Raw genomic sequence first — 16,014 nt, 5'->3', positions numbered from 1 at the left:
CTGTATCGACGCTGGCATAAGCGAGATCGCCGACATTAGTGTTTTTTTGAAGCCGCAATCGCCTCCTTATTCAGCCAAAGAAGAAACGCTCGAAAATCTTAAAGAAATCCGGAAGCAGACCTTGGCACCTGCCCGGTGAAAGTTCCCTTTGTCCGCGGACTGTGAGTTCCGATACTTGGAGATTTTGCACTTGCAGCGAATGGCGGCTCTGACGAACCGCACCGCAGCATTCGCATCAAATGGCCAACGGCAGGAACGGGCCGAAACAGGGACACGATCACTTTTCTGTGCGCTTCGAAGTAAGAGTTGAAGCGTTTCGTTTTTGTCGTTTTTCCAAACGTTTCCAGTCTGGAAAACTCCTTTTTGTTGTAGAACTCCGTCCTTCATCGCAGGGTTGCTTGTAGTGGCAAAAACACCTTTTCCCTCTGCAGGTTCCAACACGATGTCGACAAGTTTTCGCCCTATGCCGCGCTTCCCATGATCAGGTGAGACAGAAACATAACCCAACTCATACGGATAGTCTTCGTGCGATAGCGAGTGCCCTGCCTTGACGCCGCTTTCAAGACCGGAACGATATTGGTCCGAAGGTATCTTTGAAGCTGCCACACCAATCGCCTGTGCATCAGACTCAGCAAAAAACCAGCTTTGCGCCAGGACGCTGTACTCCCTGACGAACGAAGTGTTCATCAAAAGCAGCACCTGACCGAACCAGTTCAACGAAGATACGGGTTCCTCGTTCTCGGCATGAAAAACACTATCCTTCATCAGTGAAAAAGTGTCCATCAAGCCGGGGGAACTCCAACTCCAAGGCACCGAGGAGAGTAGGCTGACTTACAGCGAAGTAAGTTTGTATTTCTGAATGCCGGTGGCAATTGTTGCTCGAATCCGGATACCGAATTTCTAGTTTGGACCACCCCACGTCTGGGATGGCAGTACGCCAAAAAACAGTCTGTAGTCCCTCGCGAACTGACCCATGTGCCAAAATCCGCACCGGTTGGCAGCGTCAGCTATTTTACCATCGAAAGTCCCTGCAAGAAGGTCCTCTCGAACGCGGTTCAGCCGAAGTCGCATATAGTATGACTTGGGGCCTTGTCCGAACTGCTCCTTGAACGCGCGATCCAGGGTTCGCCAGGACGCCCCGCTTTCTTTGCAAATCTCTTCTATCGAAATTGGTTCTTCAAGATTGGCGAGCATACGGTCGATTGCTCGGTGGAGGGCACGTCGTCTGGTATGCGCCTGACTTCTGTCAAAATGTGCTTCGTTGTCAGTCAGGATGCTCAGGGCCTCAAGCATCAGAGTTTCCTCTGCCTCTTGAGACCATAGCGCATCAGAGTTGCTAAGCAGTTGGGATACGTGGCGCTCCAATTGCGCCAGGCAGACCAACCCTGCTTTGGAACTAAATTTGCGGGCATCCGGTCTGTGGCCATTCAGATGAAACCCACAGGCGTCAGCCAGCTTCTCCAGTCGTTGGGTTTCAAAGGATATGACGTTACCTGTAAATCCGGCCGTCGAAACTCCGTCAAATCCATCGCTGTCTCCAAAAGACAGAAATGCACCATCGGTTACGTCCTTTGCTTGCCATTTGTCGACTGCGCCCTTTGATGGGATGCCAAAGGTCATCCATCCCTTCGGTGAAACACCGCGCTGGTGAACGCGTTGGTTCATCGCGATGTTCAGAGCGGACACCGCGTGTCCTGAGCGCACTGTTATTCTCGTAGACAAACGCCCCGCATCGAGCTGCCGAAAGTCGATCTCCCAGGGTGTAAAGTCACCAATCATGTTGGGATGGTCAAAATTCAGCGCGATTGCGGGTGCCACTCCGTCCGATCCGGGAGGAGAAGCATTCTGCAAATTTGGCGAATTTTTGATGTGGTCCATTCCCAGAGCCTGACAGTTTACCGGTAATCTAGCTAATTCGATAGGCGGGGTGTCAAGTGACTGGGGGGTCCTCAAACGATACAACTATGGGTCGCCCGCGGCTTCCTGAAGCCGATGCGCGGTCAGAACGGGTTGTGACGTTTCTTACGCCACCTGAGCACGAACGCCTTTTGGCATTGGCGCAGAGATCAAAACAATCGCTCTCGGCCACGTGCCACGAACTGATTGTTCAGGCCATGGAATCTGCGAGTACTCAAGGAGGATCAAAGAGTGACTAGTGTTACAAAGAAGACTGGTGTCGCGGCCTGTATGTTTGCAGTGTTGTGCGCCATGCCAGCGGTCGCACAACAAGACGCGATTGTGTACGACGGTGAGTTTGAATTTTTGCGCGCTCAGTTCGGAGAGCAATGGGATGCGCAGGATGTTGAGATTGAAGCGAGGTTGGCAGAAATCCGGGGCGCCAACGGCGGTAAGCCACCGAATTTTCTATACATCCTTATCGATGACATCAGCTTCGGCCAGATGGGCGAGCGAAAGATGAACTACGTGATGGGCATTGAAACCCCGAACATCAATGACTTTGCCAGCGAGGGCATGTCGTTGATGCGGATGTACACTGAGCCCTCATGCACGCCGACGCGAACGGCTATGCTGACCGGACGCCATCCGATCCGGGCCGGGGTAGAGGAAGTAAAGGTTGCTTTGGTGGGTGAAGGTCTGCCGGCGAGTGAAGTGACGTTGCCTGAGATCCTGAAACATGCGGGGTACAATACCTCCCATGTTGGCAAATGGCATCAGGGCGACATAGAGGAAGCGTATCCACACAATCAGGGCTTCGATTGGGCGGCTTTCCCGCTGCATCAACAGGTTCAGCTGAGCCTGATGACCCGCGAAGCCATGCAGGCCAACAATATGCTAGGATACCATGCATCAGGCCAGAATAATGAGTTCCTGCTGGATGAGCGGTTCAAGCCCTATGGTTTGGTGACCGGTGTCGAAGGTGAGGCAGGTGGGCCCGCCCGCGAGGTCGAAATGGTTGCGGGCGAAGAATGGACGCAGGCCAAGTATGAAGAGATGAATGAACGCTATCAAGCGCAGGCGATTGAACAGCTAGAACGCGTCGCGGCTATGGATGAGCCCTTCTTTCTTCAGTATTGGCCGCTCTACCCGCTGAACTTTGTCTATCCCGATCAGGCGCTTTCGCGAAACGGCGGGTTCCATGCGGACAAGTTGCAGCTTTTGGACAGGTGGATCGGAGACTTGCTGGCAAAGTTGGAAGAAACCGGTGAGGCAGACAATACCATCGTCATGATCATGGCGGATAACGGGTTGATGCACCAATACGAGGGGACGTCGGGGCTGAACCAACTGATCTATCGCGGCGGCAAAACCCAACACCTCGAAGGTGGCGTACGTACGGATGCCTTCATCCGCTGGCCCGGAGTGATCGAAGCAGACAGCGCCGCTGGTGACATCTTTCACGTCTCGGACATCTACACCACGATGGCACGCATCGCTGGCGCAACGGATTTCATTCCGCGTGATCGGGTGATCGACGGGATCGATCAGACCGCCCTGCTGCTTGAAGGTGAGGGCAACGGCCGCCGCGACTACGTGTATGTCTATGAGGGACCGGTTCTGCGTTCAGTCGTCAAGCAAGAGTTCAAAATGCACCTGCCTGCGCCAGGTCAGCCCGGAGCGGCAGCACCCGTCTTCAACATCTACCGCGACCCGCGGGAAGAGAACGCTCTGATCGGAAACGCGCTGTGGTCCGGTGCCTCCTTCCAGGACATGGTCAAGCGCCATCAGAAGATGATCGCCAAGTATCCGAACTCTGAGATCGGCAAGGACGTTCCGTATGGCGGCATAGAAAACCTGCGTCCCGAAAGCGAAGAAGCGCGGCAGGTCTTCATGAGCTGGCAAGAATAAAAGCCCAATGGCGCGCAGAGCCTGTCTGCGCGCCCACCTCGAAGTTGAAGAAAGTGCGTCGCACTGAATAGCCAGCCCATCAACAGGTCAATGTCATGTTTAAAAAAACCACGTCAGCTCAAAGGCAACTCCTGGCCACTCTAAGCGTTGCTTTGTCTTTGGGCTGGGCAACGAATGGAAATGCGCAAGATGCGAGTTGGGATTTCACCGGCTATCTGTATCTCTGGGGCCCGGCGCTGAGCGGAGAAACAACAACCGGTGGCAGCATCGACATCAGCTTCAGCGACATTCTCGACAATCTCGATTTTGCATTGATGGGCGCGGTTGAGGCGCGGCGTGGCAGGTTCTCGATTTTTGCGGACGCCTTGTACCTGGATCTGAGTGATGACCAGGACGCCGCCGTGGGCCCAGGCATTCCAGCCAGCGCGGATGCCGACGTGCGCGGTACGGTATTTTCCGGCTCCGTGGGCTATGATCTTGTCGACAACGCCGACACGCGGGTCGCTGTTCTGGGCGGGTTTCGGGGCATGGATCTCGACACCAGTGCCAGTATCTCCATTGGCTTAGGATCACAGCGAATCTCAGGCGGGATCAACAACTGGGACGCAATAGTCGGCGTCCGTGGGACGACCCGGATCGCAGATCGGTGGGGTCTTTCTTACTACGCGGACATCGGGGCAGGCGAAAGTGATCTGACTGCGCAACTCAGTGCCGCCGTCAATTACCGGATCAACAATTGGGACTTGGTGTTTGGTTACCGGTATCTGACCTGGGATCTCGGTAACTCCCAGGTGCTGTCTGATCTGACTTTTCAGGGACCGTTCATTGGCGCAAGGTTCGGGTTTTGAGCCGACAAATGTCAGACCCCCTCGGCCGGCTCGGAGCAAAGAACATCAAGACGTAAGTCCGACAAAGCAATGGAGAGAGATATGAACCTGATTAGATCAATTGGCGCGACCCTCCTTCTTGTCCGTCATCGAATGATTTGGAACACGAGCGTTTGATTGGCTTAGGAGGATCAGGCTCGCCGCAGTTTCAATCTACGCCGCGTTCTGATGATGCAGCAAGCGGCGTTTCTGGATTGTCTGGTGTTTGATTTCCTTTCTGCGTCTGAGGATTGTTTCGGCTCGACCGAAATAGACATCGGCGGGTGTCAGATTGCTGATGCTCTCGTGGTATCGGTTGTGGTTGTAGTGATTGATGAAGTCGCCGTTGGCCTGTTCGAGCGCTCCTGGCAGATAGTAGTTTTCCAGCAGGACACGGTTCTTCATCGTCTGATGCCATCGCTCAATCTTGCCCTGGGTCTGCGGATGGTTGGGCGCTCCCCGAACATGATCCATACCCTGCTCATCCAGCCATTTCGCCAACTCGCCAGAGATGTAACTGCTGCCGTTGTCGCTGAGCAGCCGGGGCTTGTGGGCAACGGTGACACTGTCACAACCTGATGCAGCCAAAGCGTCTTCCAGCGTTCCTGTGACATCGTCAGCTTTCATCGTGGTGCAAAGGCGCCAAGAGACAACGTAACGGCTGTAATCATCCAGGATCGTAGACAGGTAGAACCAGCCCCAACCGATGACTTTGAGATAGGTGAAGTCGGTCTGCCAAAGCTGGTTCGGCCGCACAGTCTTCTCATGGAATTCATCCGCCGCTTTGATGGTGATGCAGGCTGGGCTAGTGATCAGATCTTGTGCCTTCAGAAGCCTGTAAACACTGGCCTCAGAAACGAAGTAGCGCCTGGTGTCGGTGAACCGCACCGCAAGCTCGCGGGGCGATAACTCGGGTTCTTCCAGAGCCAGTTCCACGATCTGCTTGCGCACCTTGTCGGGGATGCGGTTCCAAACCCTACCTGGCCGGGAATGGCGATCCTCAAGCCCGGCCTCGCCGAAAGACAGATACCTGTCGTACCAGCGGTAGAAGGTCGTTCTGGGAATGCCGAGCTTTTCCAGTGTGCGTTTGATCGGCAGGTGCGAACCGTCAACCAGCCGGATGATCTCAAGCTTTTCGGATGCGGGATATCTCATTCGTCGTCTCCCCCATCCTCGAACATGCTTTTTTTGAGCAGCCGGTTCTCAAGGGTCAGGTCGGCGACTACCTCTTTCAGCGCCGACGATTCCGCTCTCAAATCCTTCACCTCAGAGCTGGTAGCCTGGCGTGCGGTATCGCCAGCCAACCGCTTCTTACCGGCCTCAAGGAACTCTTTCGACCAGCTGTAATACAGGCTCGTAGCTATTCCTTCACGGCGACACAGCTCCGCTATGCTGTCTTCACCACGAAGCCCATCCAACACAATACGGATCTTCTCCTCTGCCGAATGCTGGCGCCGTGTCTTCCTGCGGATGTCTTTGACAACTCTCTCTGCTGACGCTTTCTGTTTCCCGGATTTCATTCTCATCTCCACTCTCTGATGGTTACGATGAGCCTGAAATCCTCCGCTACGCAATCAACCTAGTCTGTTCCATGGGTGCTGATGGCGGACAGTTTGCGATTGGGCAGAGCCGGATTGAGAGGACCGAGGTAGCCATTCGCATCGGCGGTTTAACCGTATCCGCTGAGCCGACGGCTAAAGATCGCGCGTAAAGGGTGGATTCGACCTTATGCGGACAGCTTTGGCTGGACCAAGAACAGTTTGTTTGCGCTGACAGCAAGAGGCGCTTGCCCGGTTCTTCGCGTGGCTTTGGTTTCGGGTTCGCAAATCCGCGAAATGGCGCTTAACCATCTTGAGGGAGTTTTATTCTCGCCCCCTCACCGTGGCGACATGCTATTCATGTCCCCTTCAATGAGTCCTTTTGAGTTCGTGTTTACCGCAAACGCCCACGATAGTGGGCCTGATTGAGCGGCCCAGTGCCATTGCCAGCGACATCGGCACTAAGCTGATTAATATGATGGGCTTGGATGTTGGCAGCGAACCCTGAGACAGCGGCGCCAAGTAAAGTCTCTAATCAGCCGCTGAAGCGTATGAGTTCAACGGCAACTTGCTGTCCCCAGTTGGCTCTTCCGTCAGTTTTTTTTGGCCGTGGTGGACGTCCGATCTCGGTCGCGCCCGCTTCAGAGATTGGAAGCCCGAGAAACTTTAAGCCTACGCCGTGGAGGAGTGGATCAATCTGTCAACATTATCAATAAGTTGAGCATTCCCAACGTGCACCTTGCGAGCAATTCGCCTCGAAAGCCTGCAAACTGCGGTGAAGCTGACTTGCATATCGGCGATCCAAACGGCGGTTTTGTCCGCAATCTGTGAGTTCGACGAGGCCCGGAGTTCGCGCTTGCGGCGAATGTCCGGAAAGCGGGCTGCAACCGCAGAATTCAGGACTAAGGTCGAACGGCAGGATTGGGCCGTCCACGAGGGCCGAAATATAGTAGGCATTCGATCTGATGTTTAACCACCTCCAACTGCGGTTGTGAGCGGTCTTTGTAGCAGCGCCGTGATATCCCGCCATCGAACCATCTTCCATACGTGAGCGATCATTCAAGACAAAGGGCGACAGTGAAAGCTCGGTCAGGCCTCAGCTATGATGGTTTCATCTGCGAATGCTGCAACTCTCTCAGCAGCCTCCAGCGCGCCTTCAAGAAATCCGCCAAACCCGCGTGCGGTTTCGGTCGAGCAGAAATGCACACCCCGTTCCGCCAAGCTGCCGAGGATTGAAGGCAAGCCGTAGCTTGGGTGGAAGCGCACCGGAACGCGATCCTGCGTGCGGGAGATTTCCGGGATTGTGGCCCAGTCCTGCAGTTCCAGATCGAGGGGCTGCGCCATCTTGGGGCCAAACATCGCCGTAAGTTGCGCCAGGGCATCGTCCATCATGGCGTCCTTGTGTGCCTCGCGCGTGTCGGCGGGATAGCCGACGAAACCGAACAGCGCGTAGGGACCGCCCTTCATGGGAGAGGCGTCGTGGATTTCGACCATAGGGCCGCGATGGCTCATGGCGTCACCCGAAAGCCCGGCATTGCGCCAGTGGGGCTCATCGTAAACCGCGAGGATCTTGGCCTGCCCCGCCATCCAGGTCGGGACGTTTTTCAAGGCCTGGATCTGTGCTGCATCCAGCGCCGGCTCGAATTTGACGGTTTCCGCAATCACCCGCGGCGGGATCGCCAGCATGATTTGCCGGGCTTCAACGGAAAGGGCCGTGCCGTCATGGTCGAGAGATGCAGTGATCATGCCCGGAGAATGATTGACCGATTTGAGGCTCGCCTGTGTCAAGACGTGACCGGCATCCAGAGATCCGGCAAGCGCGTCGATCATGGCGCCCATGCCCCCGGCAAGCCGGTAGGAGCCCTGCATCGAGGCATAGCCGCGGGCACGTTGGACGGCGCCGGACTGGTCCTGATACATCTGATCGCCGGTGGCAAACTGTTCGAACACCGGGATTCGGAAACGCCGGGCCAAGGCGGCCATTCGCGGCTGGCCGGGCCAGAACCAGGCCGGGCCAAGGTCGAACTTTCCGCCCGACAGGTCTTTGGTCAGGATGCGCCCGCCCAGGCGGTCCTGCGCTTCGATCAGAAGGAAATCCGTGCCGTTTCGTGTCAGCTGATCGGCAAGGGCAAGGCCGGAGAGACCTCCGCCAACAATCAGAGTATCGGTTTGCATCAGAATGCCTCCCCTTTGGGTCTGAGATCCAATTCGTGGGTCCAGGTGGATTGCGGTTGGTTGGCCAGCGCCAGATAGGTCTGAGCGATGTCCACAGGTTTCATCATCCGCGCCGGATCCATCTTGTGCAGATCCCGGCTGGCCCTGGTGTCGACGATCCCGTCCAGAATCACATGCACCACATGCACGCCTTGCGGCCCGTATTCGCGGGCCAGGGATTGGGTCAATGCCCGCAGACCCGCCTTGGCCGAAGCGAAGGCTGCAAAGTTCCTGCCACCGCGCAGGCTGGCTGTGGCACCAGAGACGATAAAGGTGCCGCCCCCGGTATCAACCATTGCGGGCAAAATTCGGTGTGCCAGGTTGACCGTTGACAGGACCATGGCCCGCCAGGTCGCTTCGAAATCCTCGATGCTTGTTTCCTCGAACGGCGCGATCACGAGTTTCGCGGTGTTCTGAACAACAAGCTTCGGCGCGCCATGGGTGCAGATGATGTTGCGCAGCTTGGCCTTTGTGTGTTTCGGATCCGCCAGGTCGACTTGCAGAATTTGGTCGGCACCCGACGGGATCGTCCGGTTGAGACCAAATGCCGTATAGCCATTCTGACCAAATGCCGAAACCAGCGTCTGCCCAAGCCCCGGACCAGCACCAGCGACAATTGCAAGGGGTTTGCCCATGATCCTATCCTTTGCCCGGGATGACCGGCGGTTCTGCCAGGTGGTCGGTTTTGACCCACAGGCGCGCGCCTTTGGGCCCGGCCGTGGCATCGAGCGCCATACCCGGCGGCAGACGCAGCCATGAATTCTTCTCGAAGATCTCTCCGTGCTCAGAGAAGCTGCCTTCGATCACCAGTGCCTCGAACCCCTTGTGGTCGGTCACGGTCACATTGGCCGATGCATCCCAAAGCTCGATCCGGACCCGTTCACGGGAATCCTCGAAAAGCGGGATTTCGGATATGCCATCTGCAACCGGGCGCGGGTCCTGCGCGTTTGTGTCGATTGTCAGCTGTGTGCGGTCCTCCGGGTCGAACTGCCAAAGCTTGACCAGGATCGTTGCCCCGTCCGCCGCGCTTGGCGTATGCGACGTGGTCGGCGGGTTGCGCACATAGGTGCCGACGGGAAAATCCCCGTGCTCGTCCTGAAAGACGCCGTCAAGCACCAGAAACTCTTCGCCACCGGTATGGGTATGGGCCGAAAAGGCGCTGCCTGGTGCATAGCGGACAATCGTTGTTGCCCGTGCAACCTCGTCGCCGATCCGGTCGAGCATGCGACGGTCGACACCCTTCATTGGCGAGGGGACCCAGGGCTCGTTCTCCGAGTGGACGACAGCGCGTTCATCAAAGTTTGCATTGATTTCCATGGCTCATTCCCTTTCTCAAAGGTTGATCTTCATGCCGACGGCAATCGGCACAACCCGTTCGCCGTATTGGCGTTCCAGCGCGTTTGTCGCACGCCAACCTGTGCAGTGGCCGGGCATGATCAGGTCGATGTCGAACTGCGCAAAGTCGGCGACGGTCCGGTCGATGATCTTTTCGTTGCCACCGGCAAGGTGAAAGCCGCCGGTTAGGCCATGGATCGGCACTCCGGGGATATCCCTTTGAGCGGCATGAAGGACATTGACGATACCCGCATGGCTACAGGCCGAAAACACCACCAGCCCTTTGCCCGCGATGTTCACCGCCACATAGCGTTCGTCCATGAGCAACGGGTCGTCTTCCCAACCCGCGCCGTCTTCGGTGCGGCGGACATGACCCGGAAATCCGACCTCGTAATCCGTGACACGGGGAATTTCGCCCGAAATATAGAACATATCGTCCAGCACGCTGACCGGTTGATCCGTAACAACGGGTGTAGCCCCCTGCGCAGCCAGGGCTTCGGGCGTGGCGATTTCGCGAATTTCGATCAGTTCCCCCGATGAAAGCGGAAAGGCGCGTTTGCGGAACATCCCGGGATGCAGATAAACCGGTAACTCGCCGGTCTGGCCATCCTTGCGGATCAGGTCGATTGCCGCTGGAATGCCGCCTGCATGGTCCCAATGCCCATGCGACAGGGCGATCGCCTCGATGGCTGCAAAGGATTTGCCAAGGCGTGATGCGTTGAACTCGACGGCAAAATCCACCGGCCCGGCGTCAAAGAGCAATGTATGTTCCGTCACACCGCGCCGGGCTGTGATGATCAACGCCAAGCCGTGATTGGCACAACACTGACCGGCGCCCGAGATTTGCTTCATCCCGACGTTGTGGAGGTTGATCCACTCATGGGTGAACCCCTCGGGCACGCTGGACAGGCTGTCCGTCCGGTTGTCGATGAGAACGAGAATCTCGACACTGTCGATGGGTAGCAGATCGGCGGACATGGGACTTCTCCATTTCGAATTGCCGGGGCGGACAGGTGCCCGCCCCGACGTAAGGCGTCAGGCAGCCAGGCGCTGCTTGAGCGCTTCCGCGAGTGGTGGTGCCGACGCCGGGCTTTGGCCGGTCATCAGGGCGCCATCTTCGACCACGTTGGCCTCCCAGTTGGCCTTGCTGACGTAGGTGGCGCCACGGCGTTTCAGTTCATCTTCGAGAGAGAACAGAAGGTGATGCAGAAGCTCGATCTCACTGTCTTCGTCGTTCTTGAAACCGGTCAGGCTGAGGCCCTCAACCAGGTAGCTGCCGTCTGACTTCTTGATATCCCGCAGTATGGCCGGCGCGTGGCAGACCATCGCGACAGGCCGTTCGGATTCGTAGAACTCCCGGATCATCTTGATAGCATGGCTGTCCGACGCCAGATCCCAGATCAATCCATAACCGCCGGGTACGAAAAGCGCATCGAAGGTCGAATAGTCGATCTCGCGCAGTTTGCGGGTATTCTGTACCGCGAACATGGCCACCGGATCGTTGAAGAAGCGGTCAGTGTTTTCGGTAGTGAACGGAGCCTTCATCGACAGCAGGTCAATCGGCGCGTTGCCGCCTTTGGGCGAGGCAAAGACAACCTCATAGCCCGCTTCCGTCAGGACGTAATACGGGGTTGCGACCTCTTCGAACCAGGTGCCGGTTTGCTTGCCCGAGATGCCCATTTCGTCAACGGACGACATGACCAGCAAGACGCGTTTTTGTTTGTTTCCAGTAGCCATCAGCGTGATCCTTTCATCAATATCTATCTATCACTAGGTAGATAACAGTTAGAAGTTGATTCCTGGGCTGTCAACGTTTATCTATCAATCGGTAGATTGGAGGTAGTCATGCCACTGACAATGAAAGAAAAAATTCTTATCGCCGCCGAGAAACGCGTGCGCAGCGCGGGCTTTTCGGAGATGAGTTTCCGTGACCTGGCGAACGATGTGGGAATCAAAAGTGCCAGCGTACACTACCATTTCCCCACCAAACCGGATCTCGGGGAGGCTCTCGTCACCCGCTACGCCGAGCAATTCAAGGCAGAACTGGACAAGATTGACCTGAACGATCTGCAAACCGCTCTGGACTGCTTCGTTTCGCTCTACTCCAAAGCGCTTGTGCTGAACGAATCGATATGCCTTTGCGCCGTCATGGGCGCCGAGGCCATTGGACTGCCGGAAAACATCAACCAACGCACAAAAGCCTTCTTCGAGATGAACAAGGCATGGCTCCAAAATCTGCTCGTCAAGCATGGGGTCAAGGATGCCGCTGACAAGGCAAACCTCATCGTCGCCGCCCTTGAAGGGGGCATGATCGTCGCATCAGCGTCAAACGATCGATCGATGTTTGAACAGGTTGCCAAAGCTGCAATTCGCGGCGTTGGTACGATTTAGGAACAGAAGCTAGCAGTGCGTCCCATGCGCAGGGGCGGGGATCTGTTGCAAACCTTTGACTGTTGACGCTCACAAGTGCTTCGAGTGAATGGATATCGGAATATTGAAGTCGAAAATTTGCAACAGATCCCAGCGGGGTCTACACCTTCAGAACCGGGGAATACAGATCGCAAGTTTAAGTCCGAGAGGCTTCAAACGCCGCCCATGCTTTTTCGAAGGCATCGAAATCGAACCCGGTTGCGCGGGCGGGATCCAGAATCAGTTTTTCGGTTTCAAGCAATTTGATGATCGCCCGTTCAAGCTTGCCCACGACTTCGGGCGGGATAACCAGCGCACCATGACGGTCCGCGTGCACAAGATCGCCGTTCTGGATCTTCAGACCAAAGATAGAAACCGAGGTGCCGATTTTGCGCACATGTACGAACCCGTGACTGGGCCCGATTGACCCGGCAACAACCGGGAAGTTACCGGGTAGATCGCCCAGGTCGCGCATTACCCCGTTGGTCAGCGCACCACTGATGCCGAAGCCCTTGTGGATCGTCGTATTGATCTCACCCCAAAAGGCGCCGATGCAATCTGGATAATCCAAATCCTCAACCACGGTGACAGCCGGGCCGCTCCCAGTTGCCATATGCCTGTAATAATCCATCCGACGTTGGCGGATCTCCTCAGGCGGTTCTGACGGCGGGTTCACGGCGGCAATCTTCGCGGTACGGGCATATCCAACCATCGCGCCCGCATCGGGATCAGAACATAACATCGTGCCCCGGGTGAATTCACTGAATCCGCGCTTGCCCTGCGCCACTTCGATTGCGTTACAAACAGTCGGCGTGTCGATCTTTTTCAGCAGGTCCAGCAAGGATTGGTTCATATCAACTCCAGCCAGCGGATCAAAGCCGCCGTTGTTTGTCGCGGTTGTTCCAGTGTCGGCAGGTGGCCGGCGTTTTCTATGATTTCCAACCGGCTCTGTGGCATCAGATCGTGCATCAATTCATGCCTTGAAACAGGGCACAGGGCATCGTCGCGCCCGCAGAGAATGAGTGCTGCGTCGGTGAAGTTGCGCAGAGTGTTGCTCTGGTCAGGGCGATCACGCAGAGCTTTAGATTGATTGACAAAAACGTCCGGGCCAAGATCCATGGCCATATCCATGCACAGGTCCAGAATGGCGGCGCGGCGCGGACCTTCAGTCAGGTAGTTCGGTTTCATCTCTTCGGCCATGACCTTGCGCAGGTTGCCACGTCCGACCGCATCGATCTGAGGGCCGCGCCTGGCTTTGACCTCGTCCAATTCAGCAAGCGGGTTCGTGTCCATCAACGCCAAACCAGCCACACGGTCCGGTGCCTGACGCAGGATTTCCATCCCCACAATGCCACCCATCGAGAGTCCTGCCAGAGCAAAGCGTTCGGGCGCATAGGCTAACACATCGGAGGCCAGCGCCCGCATCGTTTCATGGCCTCCGATTGGTGCGCACAGGATCGGGTACTTGCCTGACAAAGCGTCGATCTGCGGGGTGAACAACCGCGCATCGCACATCATTCCGGGCAGGAGGATAAGCGGCGTCATTTGACCAGGGCAGCCCCTTCGGCAAGTGCGCCCAGCTTGGCGTAGGCGATATCCGGATCTACCGCACCAAAGCCCGCAAAGGTGCCAAAGCCGCAATCTGATCCGGCGATTACACGCTCATTTCCAACTATGTTCGTAAACCGCTCGGTACGCTGAGCAATCAGTTCCGGGTGTTCGACAAAATTCGTCGTGGTGTCCACCACACCGGGCACAAGAACCTTGTCACCCGGAATTTCACCCTTGCGGTCACGGAACACCGTCCATTCATGCGCGTGTCGCGGGTTAGAGGTTTCGAACAGCACATAGCGCGATTTGGTCGACATCAGCGTCGAAAACACCTTGCCCATGCCGATGTCGCAGCAATGCGGCCCCTCGTAGTTGCCCCAGCAGATATGGACACGCACTTTGTCAGATGGGACATTCTGCAATGCGTGGTTCAATGCCTCAACATGCATGTTGGCGATTTTCACGAACTCGTCGTCGGACAGATCGGTGAACAGCATATGGCGCGACAGGGCCAGATCGGGGCAGTCCAATTGCAGATCCAGACCCGCACCAACGATGGTCTCATATTCTTCCTTCATCGCATCGGCCAGCGCGGCCAGATAGGCCTCGCGCGTCGGATAGAAATCATTTTGCAGAAACAGGGAAATAACTCCGGGGCTGGCGGCGTTCATAAAACCGCGCTCGACCCCGTGCTCGGCCATCGCGGCTTTGAGATTGTCGATGTCCTTCTGCAGCTCACCCTGCCCTTTTGAGCGCACCTCGCCCACACACATGGGTCGAGCATACTGGGGCGTTCCACCGTCATCGGCCAATCGTTGCAGAAAGCCCGGAAACATCTTGAGGTCAGCCGGCGCATTGCGCGCGCTGTCACCTGCAAAGCCGGTATAGCGGTCCTTGACGTAAGTGGCGTAAGAGATCTTTGAGGTCTCACCGTCCGAGACGATATCAACCCCAGCCTTGACTTGTTTCCGCACGGTCTCGGACACGGCCGCTGTCATGCAGGCGTCAAATGCAGCCTGATCGAACGGTTCCTCTCGCTCGCGTGCAAAGATGAAGTCAACGACCTCCTGATTTCGTGGCAGACTTCCCACATGGGTGGTTGAAACGCGGGTCATGTTAGGATCTCCATTCAAATCTAGGTCCATCGCCGGGCCGGAAAGCCGGCGATGGATGTGCTGCGCGCGCCCCGATTGAAACCGGGACGTGTAATTTCGGCGTTATTCTCCTGTCCAGGTCGCCCCAGCAGGGTCGTCGGTTGCGGTGATCCGGTACAGACCCGCTTGCCCGGTCATAGACGGTTCAGCGCTGTAGCTTTCACCGGGCAGAACCAGAGCGGTATCACCGTTGGACAGGGTAACCTCGACCTCATTGATCTTGATGTGCCAATGGCCACTCGCCGGCATCAGAACCACGGGTTTGTCCGCCTTGACCAGTTCAGCCACAGCCGAACCGCGCGTCAAAAAATCAACCTCGAAACCGGGCTTGTCTTTGATCAGGCCATTTTCACCGATCACAACCGCAGGTTTGTCCGCTGCCAGCGCCATCAGGTCCCAGTAGCGAGCGACGTATTTGCCGATCACCGCATCAACGGGAACCTCAGGGTAGGCTTTCAGTTCTTCCTCGGTCAGTAGCGGCATCGGCTGCACATTGTGTGGCAGTTCCTCACCCTTTTTGCTATCGTAAAGGACGCCGTTATTGCCCAACATCAGGCCATGGGCCTGCGCATCCTGAATGACTTGCGGAGCCCAGGTCACGCCGCCACCGGCATCGTCGCCACCAAGCATCGACATGATCATCCCATAGTCCTGGCCGACATTCTCGAAGCCGCGGAAGATCCCGGTCGGGATGTTGAAGATGTCGCCTTCTTCGGCGATGAACTCGCCAGCCGTGCCATAACGACCCCAGAAGAACCGCCATCGACCTTTAGCAACAAAGAACACCTCGGCGGTGGTGTGGCTGTGCAGCGAGTTGCGGCATTTCGGCGGTTGCCCCGCTGCGCCGATGTTGAACCCGATCTTGTCGGTGATGTGGACGTGCTGATCCGGGCTTTCGCTGACGCCGCCGCCAATGATTGTAAAGTTCTCTTTCTGGTCTGAACCTGGCGTGTGGGCGTCGATGAACGCGGTTTTACAAGGCTTCAGTTCGCCATAACGGACGATGCGGCTTTCGATGGTACTCATATCTTTTCTCCTTTTGATTTGGGTTTGATGAAATCAATCCAAACCACCCGGCGGGCGATTGTTCAGCCGCCGGGCGCGCAGGCTGGCGCGATGGGCGTGGTACCGCCGCAACGC

At 56.6% G+C, this 16,014-nt stretch carries 15 protein-coding genes; 3 read left to right on the top strand and 12 right to left on the bottom strand.

From position 1 onward, the window contains the following. Positions 1–66: 66 nt before the first annotated feature. Positions 67–765 (bottom strand): GNAT family N-acetyltransferase, encoded by a 699-nt coding sequence (locus ACR3E2_RS14900; RefSeq protein ID WP_480492788.1) that lies wholly within the window; start codon positions 763–765, stop codon positions 67–69. A 135-nt stretch (positions 766–900) separates the two neighbouring features. Beyond that, entirely contained in the window at positions 901–1,878 is a 978-nt protein-coding gene (locus tag ACR3E2_RS14895) for a helix-turn-helix domain-containing protein (RefSeq protein WP_480482914.1), read from the bottom strand. Between the two features lie 270 nt (positions 1,879–2,148). On the opposite strand from ACR3E2_RS14895, the gene ACR3E2_RS14890 reads away from it, so the two are divergent. Both ACR3E2_RS14890 and ACR3E2_RS14885 read left to right on the top strand, forming a co-directional pair. Next, positions 2,149–3,807: a sulfatase-like hydrolase/transferase gene (locus ACR3E2_RS14890; protein WP_480482912.1), complete on the top strand. Its 1,659-nt coding sequence runs from the start codon at positions 2,149–2,151 to the stop codon at positions 3,805–3,807. Positions 3,808–3,902: 95 nt separating this feature from the next. Beyond that, positions 3,903–4,655, top strand: coding sequence for a hypothetical protein (locus ACR3E2_RS14885; protein ID WP_480482910.1), 753 nt, complete (start codon positions 3,903–3,905; stop codon positions 4,653–4,655). A 192-nt stretch (positions 4,656–4,847) separates the two neighbouring features. Here the strand turns inward: ACR3E2_RS14885 and ACR3E2_RS14880 are convergent. The 6 genes from ACR3E2_RS14880 to ACR3E2_RS14855 all read right to left on the bottom strand — a co-directional run bounded on the left by ACR3E2_RS14880 (position 4,848) and on the right by ACR3E2_RS14855 (position 11,497). Further along, positions 4,848–6,199, bottom strand: a protein-coding gene (locus tag ACR3E2_RS14880) for an IS3 family transposase (protein ID WP_480492787.1) whose coding sequence is annotated in 2 segments (ribosomal slippage) — positions 4,848–5,863 and positions 5,863–6,199 — 1,353 coding nt in all. Because the reading frame shifts where the segments join, the coding sequence is not laid out codon by codon here. 1,101 nt (positions 6,200–7,300) lie between these two features. Continuing rightward, positions 7,301–8,386 carry a flavin monoamine oxidase family protein gene (locus ACR3E2_RS14875; protein ID WP_480484707.1) on the bottom strand — a complete coding sequence of 362 codons (1,086 nt, stop codon included), beginning with the start codon at positions 8,384–8,386 and terminating at the stop codon, positions 7,301–7,303. After that, positions 8,386–9,060, bottom strand: a complete 675-nt coding sequence (locus ACR3E2_RS14870) for an SDR family NAD(P)-dependent oxidoreductase (protein ID WP_480474284.1) — start codon at positions 9,058–9,060, stop codon at positions 8,386–8,388. The genes ACR3E2_RS14875 and ACR3E2_RS14870 overlap by 1 nt, the downstream gene beginning before the upstream one ends. A 4-nt stretch (positions 9,061–9,064) precedes the next feature. Then, entirely contained in the window at positions 9,065–9,742 is a 678-nt protein-coding gene (locus ACR3E2_RS14865; protein WP_480484708.1) for a cupin domain-containing protein, read from the bottom strand. 15 nt (positions 9,743–9,757) lie between these two features. Continuing rightward, the gene (locus tag ACR3E2_RS14860; protein WP_480484709.1) at positions 9,758–10,738 is read right to left on the bottom strand and encodes an MBL fold metallo-hydrolase; all 981 of its coding nucleotides are present in this window, start codon (positions 10,736–10,738) and stop codon (positions 9,758–9,760) included. A 57-nt stretch (positions 10,739–10,795) separates the two neighbouring features. Next, positions 10,796–11,497 (bottom strand): type 1 glutamine amidotransferase domain-containing protein, encoded by a 702-nt coding sequence (locus ACR3E2_RS14855; protein WP_480474287.1) that lies wholly within the window; start codon positions 11,495–11,497, stop codon positions 10,796–10,798. Positions 11,498–11,605: 108 nt separating this feature from the next. Between ACR3E2_RS14855 and ACR3E2_RS14850 the strand changes: the two genes are divergently transcribed. Next, on the top strand, positions 11,606–12,151 hold the full coding sequence (locus ACR3E2_RS14850; RefSeq protein ID WP_480484710.1) for a TetR/AcrR family transcriptional regulator: 546 nt from the start codon (positions 11,606–11,608) through the stop codon (positions 12,149–12,151). A 175-nt stretch (positions 12,152–12,326) separates the two neighbouring features. Here the strand turns inward: ACR3E2_RS14850 and ACR3E2_RS14845 are convergent, their stop codons facing one another. The 4 genes from ACR3E2_RS14845 to ACR3E2_RS14830 form a co-directional block, all read right to left on the bottom strand. Continuing rightward, complete coding sequence (locus ACR3E2_RS14845; RefSeq protein ID WP_480484711.1) at positions 12,327–13,022, bottom strand: RraA family protein; 696 nt, start codon at positions 13,020–13,022, stop codon at positions 12,327–12,329. Continuing rightward, on the bottom strand, positions 13,019–13,714 hold the full coding sequence (locus ACR3E2_RS14840; protein ID WP_480484712.1) for an alpha/beta fold hydrolase: 696 nt from the start codon (positions 13,712–13,714) through the stop codon (positions 13,019–13,021). Before ACR3E2_RS14840 ends, ACR3E2_RS14845 begins: the two co-directional genes overlap by 4 nt. After that, the gene (locus ACR3E2_RS14835) at positions 13,711–14,835 is read right to left on the bottom strand and encodes a cobalamin-independent methionine synthase II family protein (RefSeq protein ID WP_480484713.1); all 1,125 of its coding nucleotides are present in this window, start codon (positions 14,833–14,835) and stop codon (positions 13,711–13,713) included. Before ACR3E2_RS14835 ends, ACR3E2_RS14840 begins: the two co-directional genes overlap by 4 nt. A 102-nt stretch (positions 14,836–14,937) precedes the next feature. Then, positions 14,938–15,900 (bottom strand): cupin domain-containing protein, encoded by a 963-nt coding sequence (locus tag ACR3E2_RS14830; protein ID WP_480484714.1) that lies wholly within the window; start codon positions 15,898–15,900, stop codon positions 14,938–14,940. Positions 15,901–16,014: the final 114 nt, after the last annotated feature.

Source organism: Ruegeria sp. AL7 (assembly GCF_056536105.1).
Note: the sequence above shows the minus strand (reverse complement) of the source record. Positions and strands in the feature narration are given on the sequence as shown.

Bases quoted from the DNA above. Each gene is read 5' to 3' on its own strand.
- ACR3E2_RS14900 (WP_480492788.1), bottom strand. From the start codon at position 765: ATGAAGGATAGTGTTTTTCATGCCGAGAACGAGGAACCCGTATCTTCG.
- ACR3E2_RS14895 (WP_480482914.1), bottom strand. From the start codon at position 1,878: ATGGACCACATCAAAAATTCGCCAAATTTGCAGAATGCTTCTCCTCCC.
- ACR3E2_RS14885 (WP_480482910.1), top strand. From the start codon at position 3,903: ATGTTTAAAAAAACCACGTCAGCTCAAAGGCAACTCCTGGCCACTCTA.
- ACR3E2_RS14875 (WP_480484707.1), bottom strand. From the start codon at position 8,386: ATGCAAACCGATACTCTGATTGTTGGCGGAGGTCTCTCCGGCCTTGCC.
- ACR3E2_RS14870 (WP_480474284.1), bottom strand. From the start codon at position 9,060: ATGGGCAAACCCCTTGCAATTGTCGCTGGTGCTGGTCCGGGGCTTGGG.
- ACR3E2_RS14865 (WP_480484708.1), bottom strand. From the start codon at position 9,742: ATGGAAATCAATGCAAACTTTGATGAACGCGCTGTCGTCCACTCGGAG.
- ACR3E2_RS14860 (WP_480484709.1), bottom strand. From the start codon at position 10,738: ATGTCCGCCGATCTGCTACCCATCGACAGTGTCGAGATTCTCGTTCTC.
- ACR3E2_RS14855 (WP_480474287.1), bottom strand. From the start codon at position 11,497: ATGGCTACTGGAAACAAACAAAAACGCGTCTTGCTGGTCATGTCGTCC.
- ACR3E2_RS14850 (WP_480484710.1), top strand. From the start codon at position 11,606: ATGCCACTGACAATGAAAGAAAAAATTCTTATCGCCGCCGAGAAACGC.
- ACR3E2_RS14845 (WP_480484711.1), bottom strand. From the start codon at position 13,022: ATGAACCAATCCTTGCTGGACCTGCTGAAAAAGATCGACACGCCGACT.
- ACR3E2_RS14840 (WP_480484712.1), bottom strand. From the start codon at position 13,714: ATGACGCCGCTTATCCTCCTGCCCGGAATGATGTGCGATGCGCGGTTG.
- ACR3E2_RS14835 (WP_480484713.1), bottom strand. From the start codon at position 14,835: ATGACCCGCGTTTCAACCACCCATGTGGGAAGTCTGCCACGAAATCAG.
- ACR3E2_RS14830 (WP_480484714.1), bottom strand. From the start codon at position 15,900: ATGAGTACCATCGAAAGCCGCATCGTCCGTTATGGCGAACTGAAGCCT.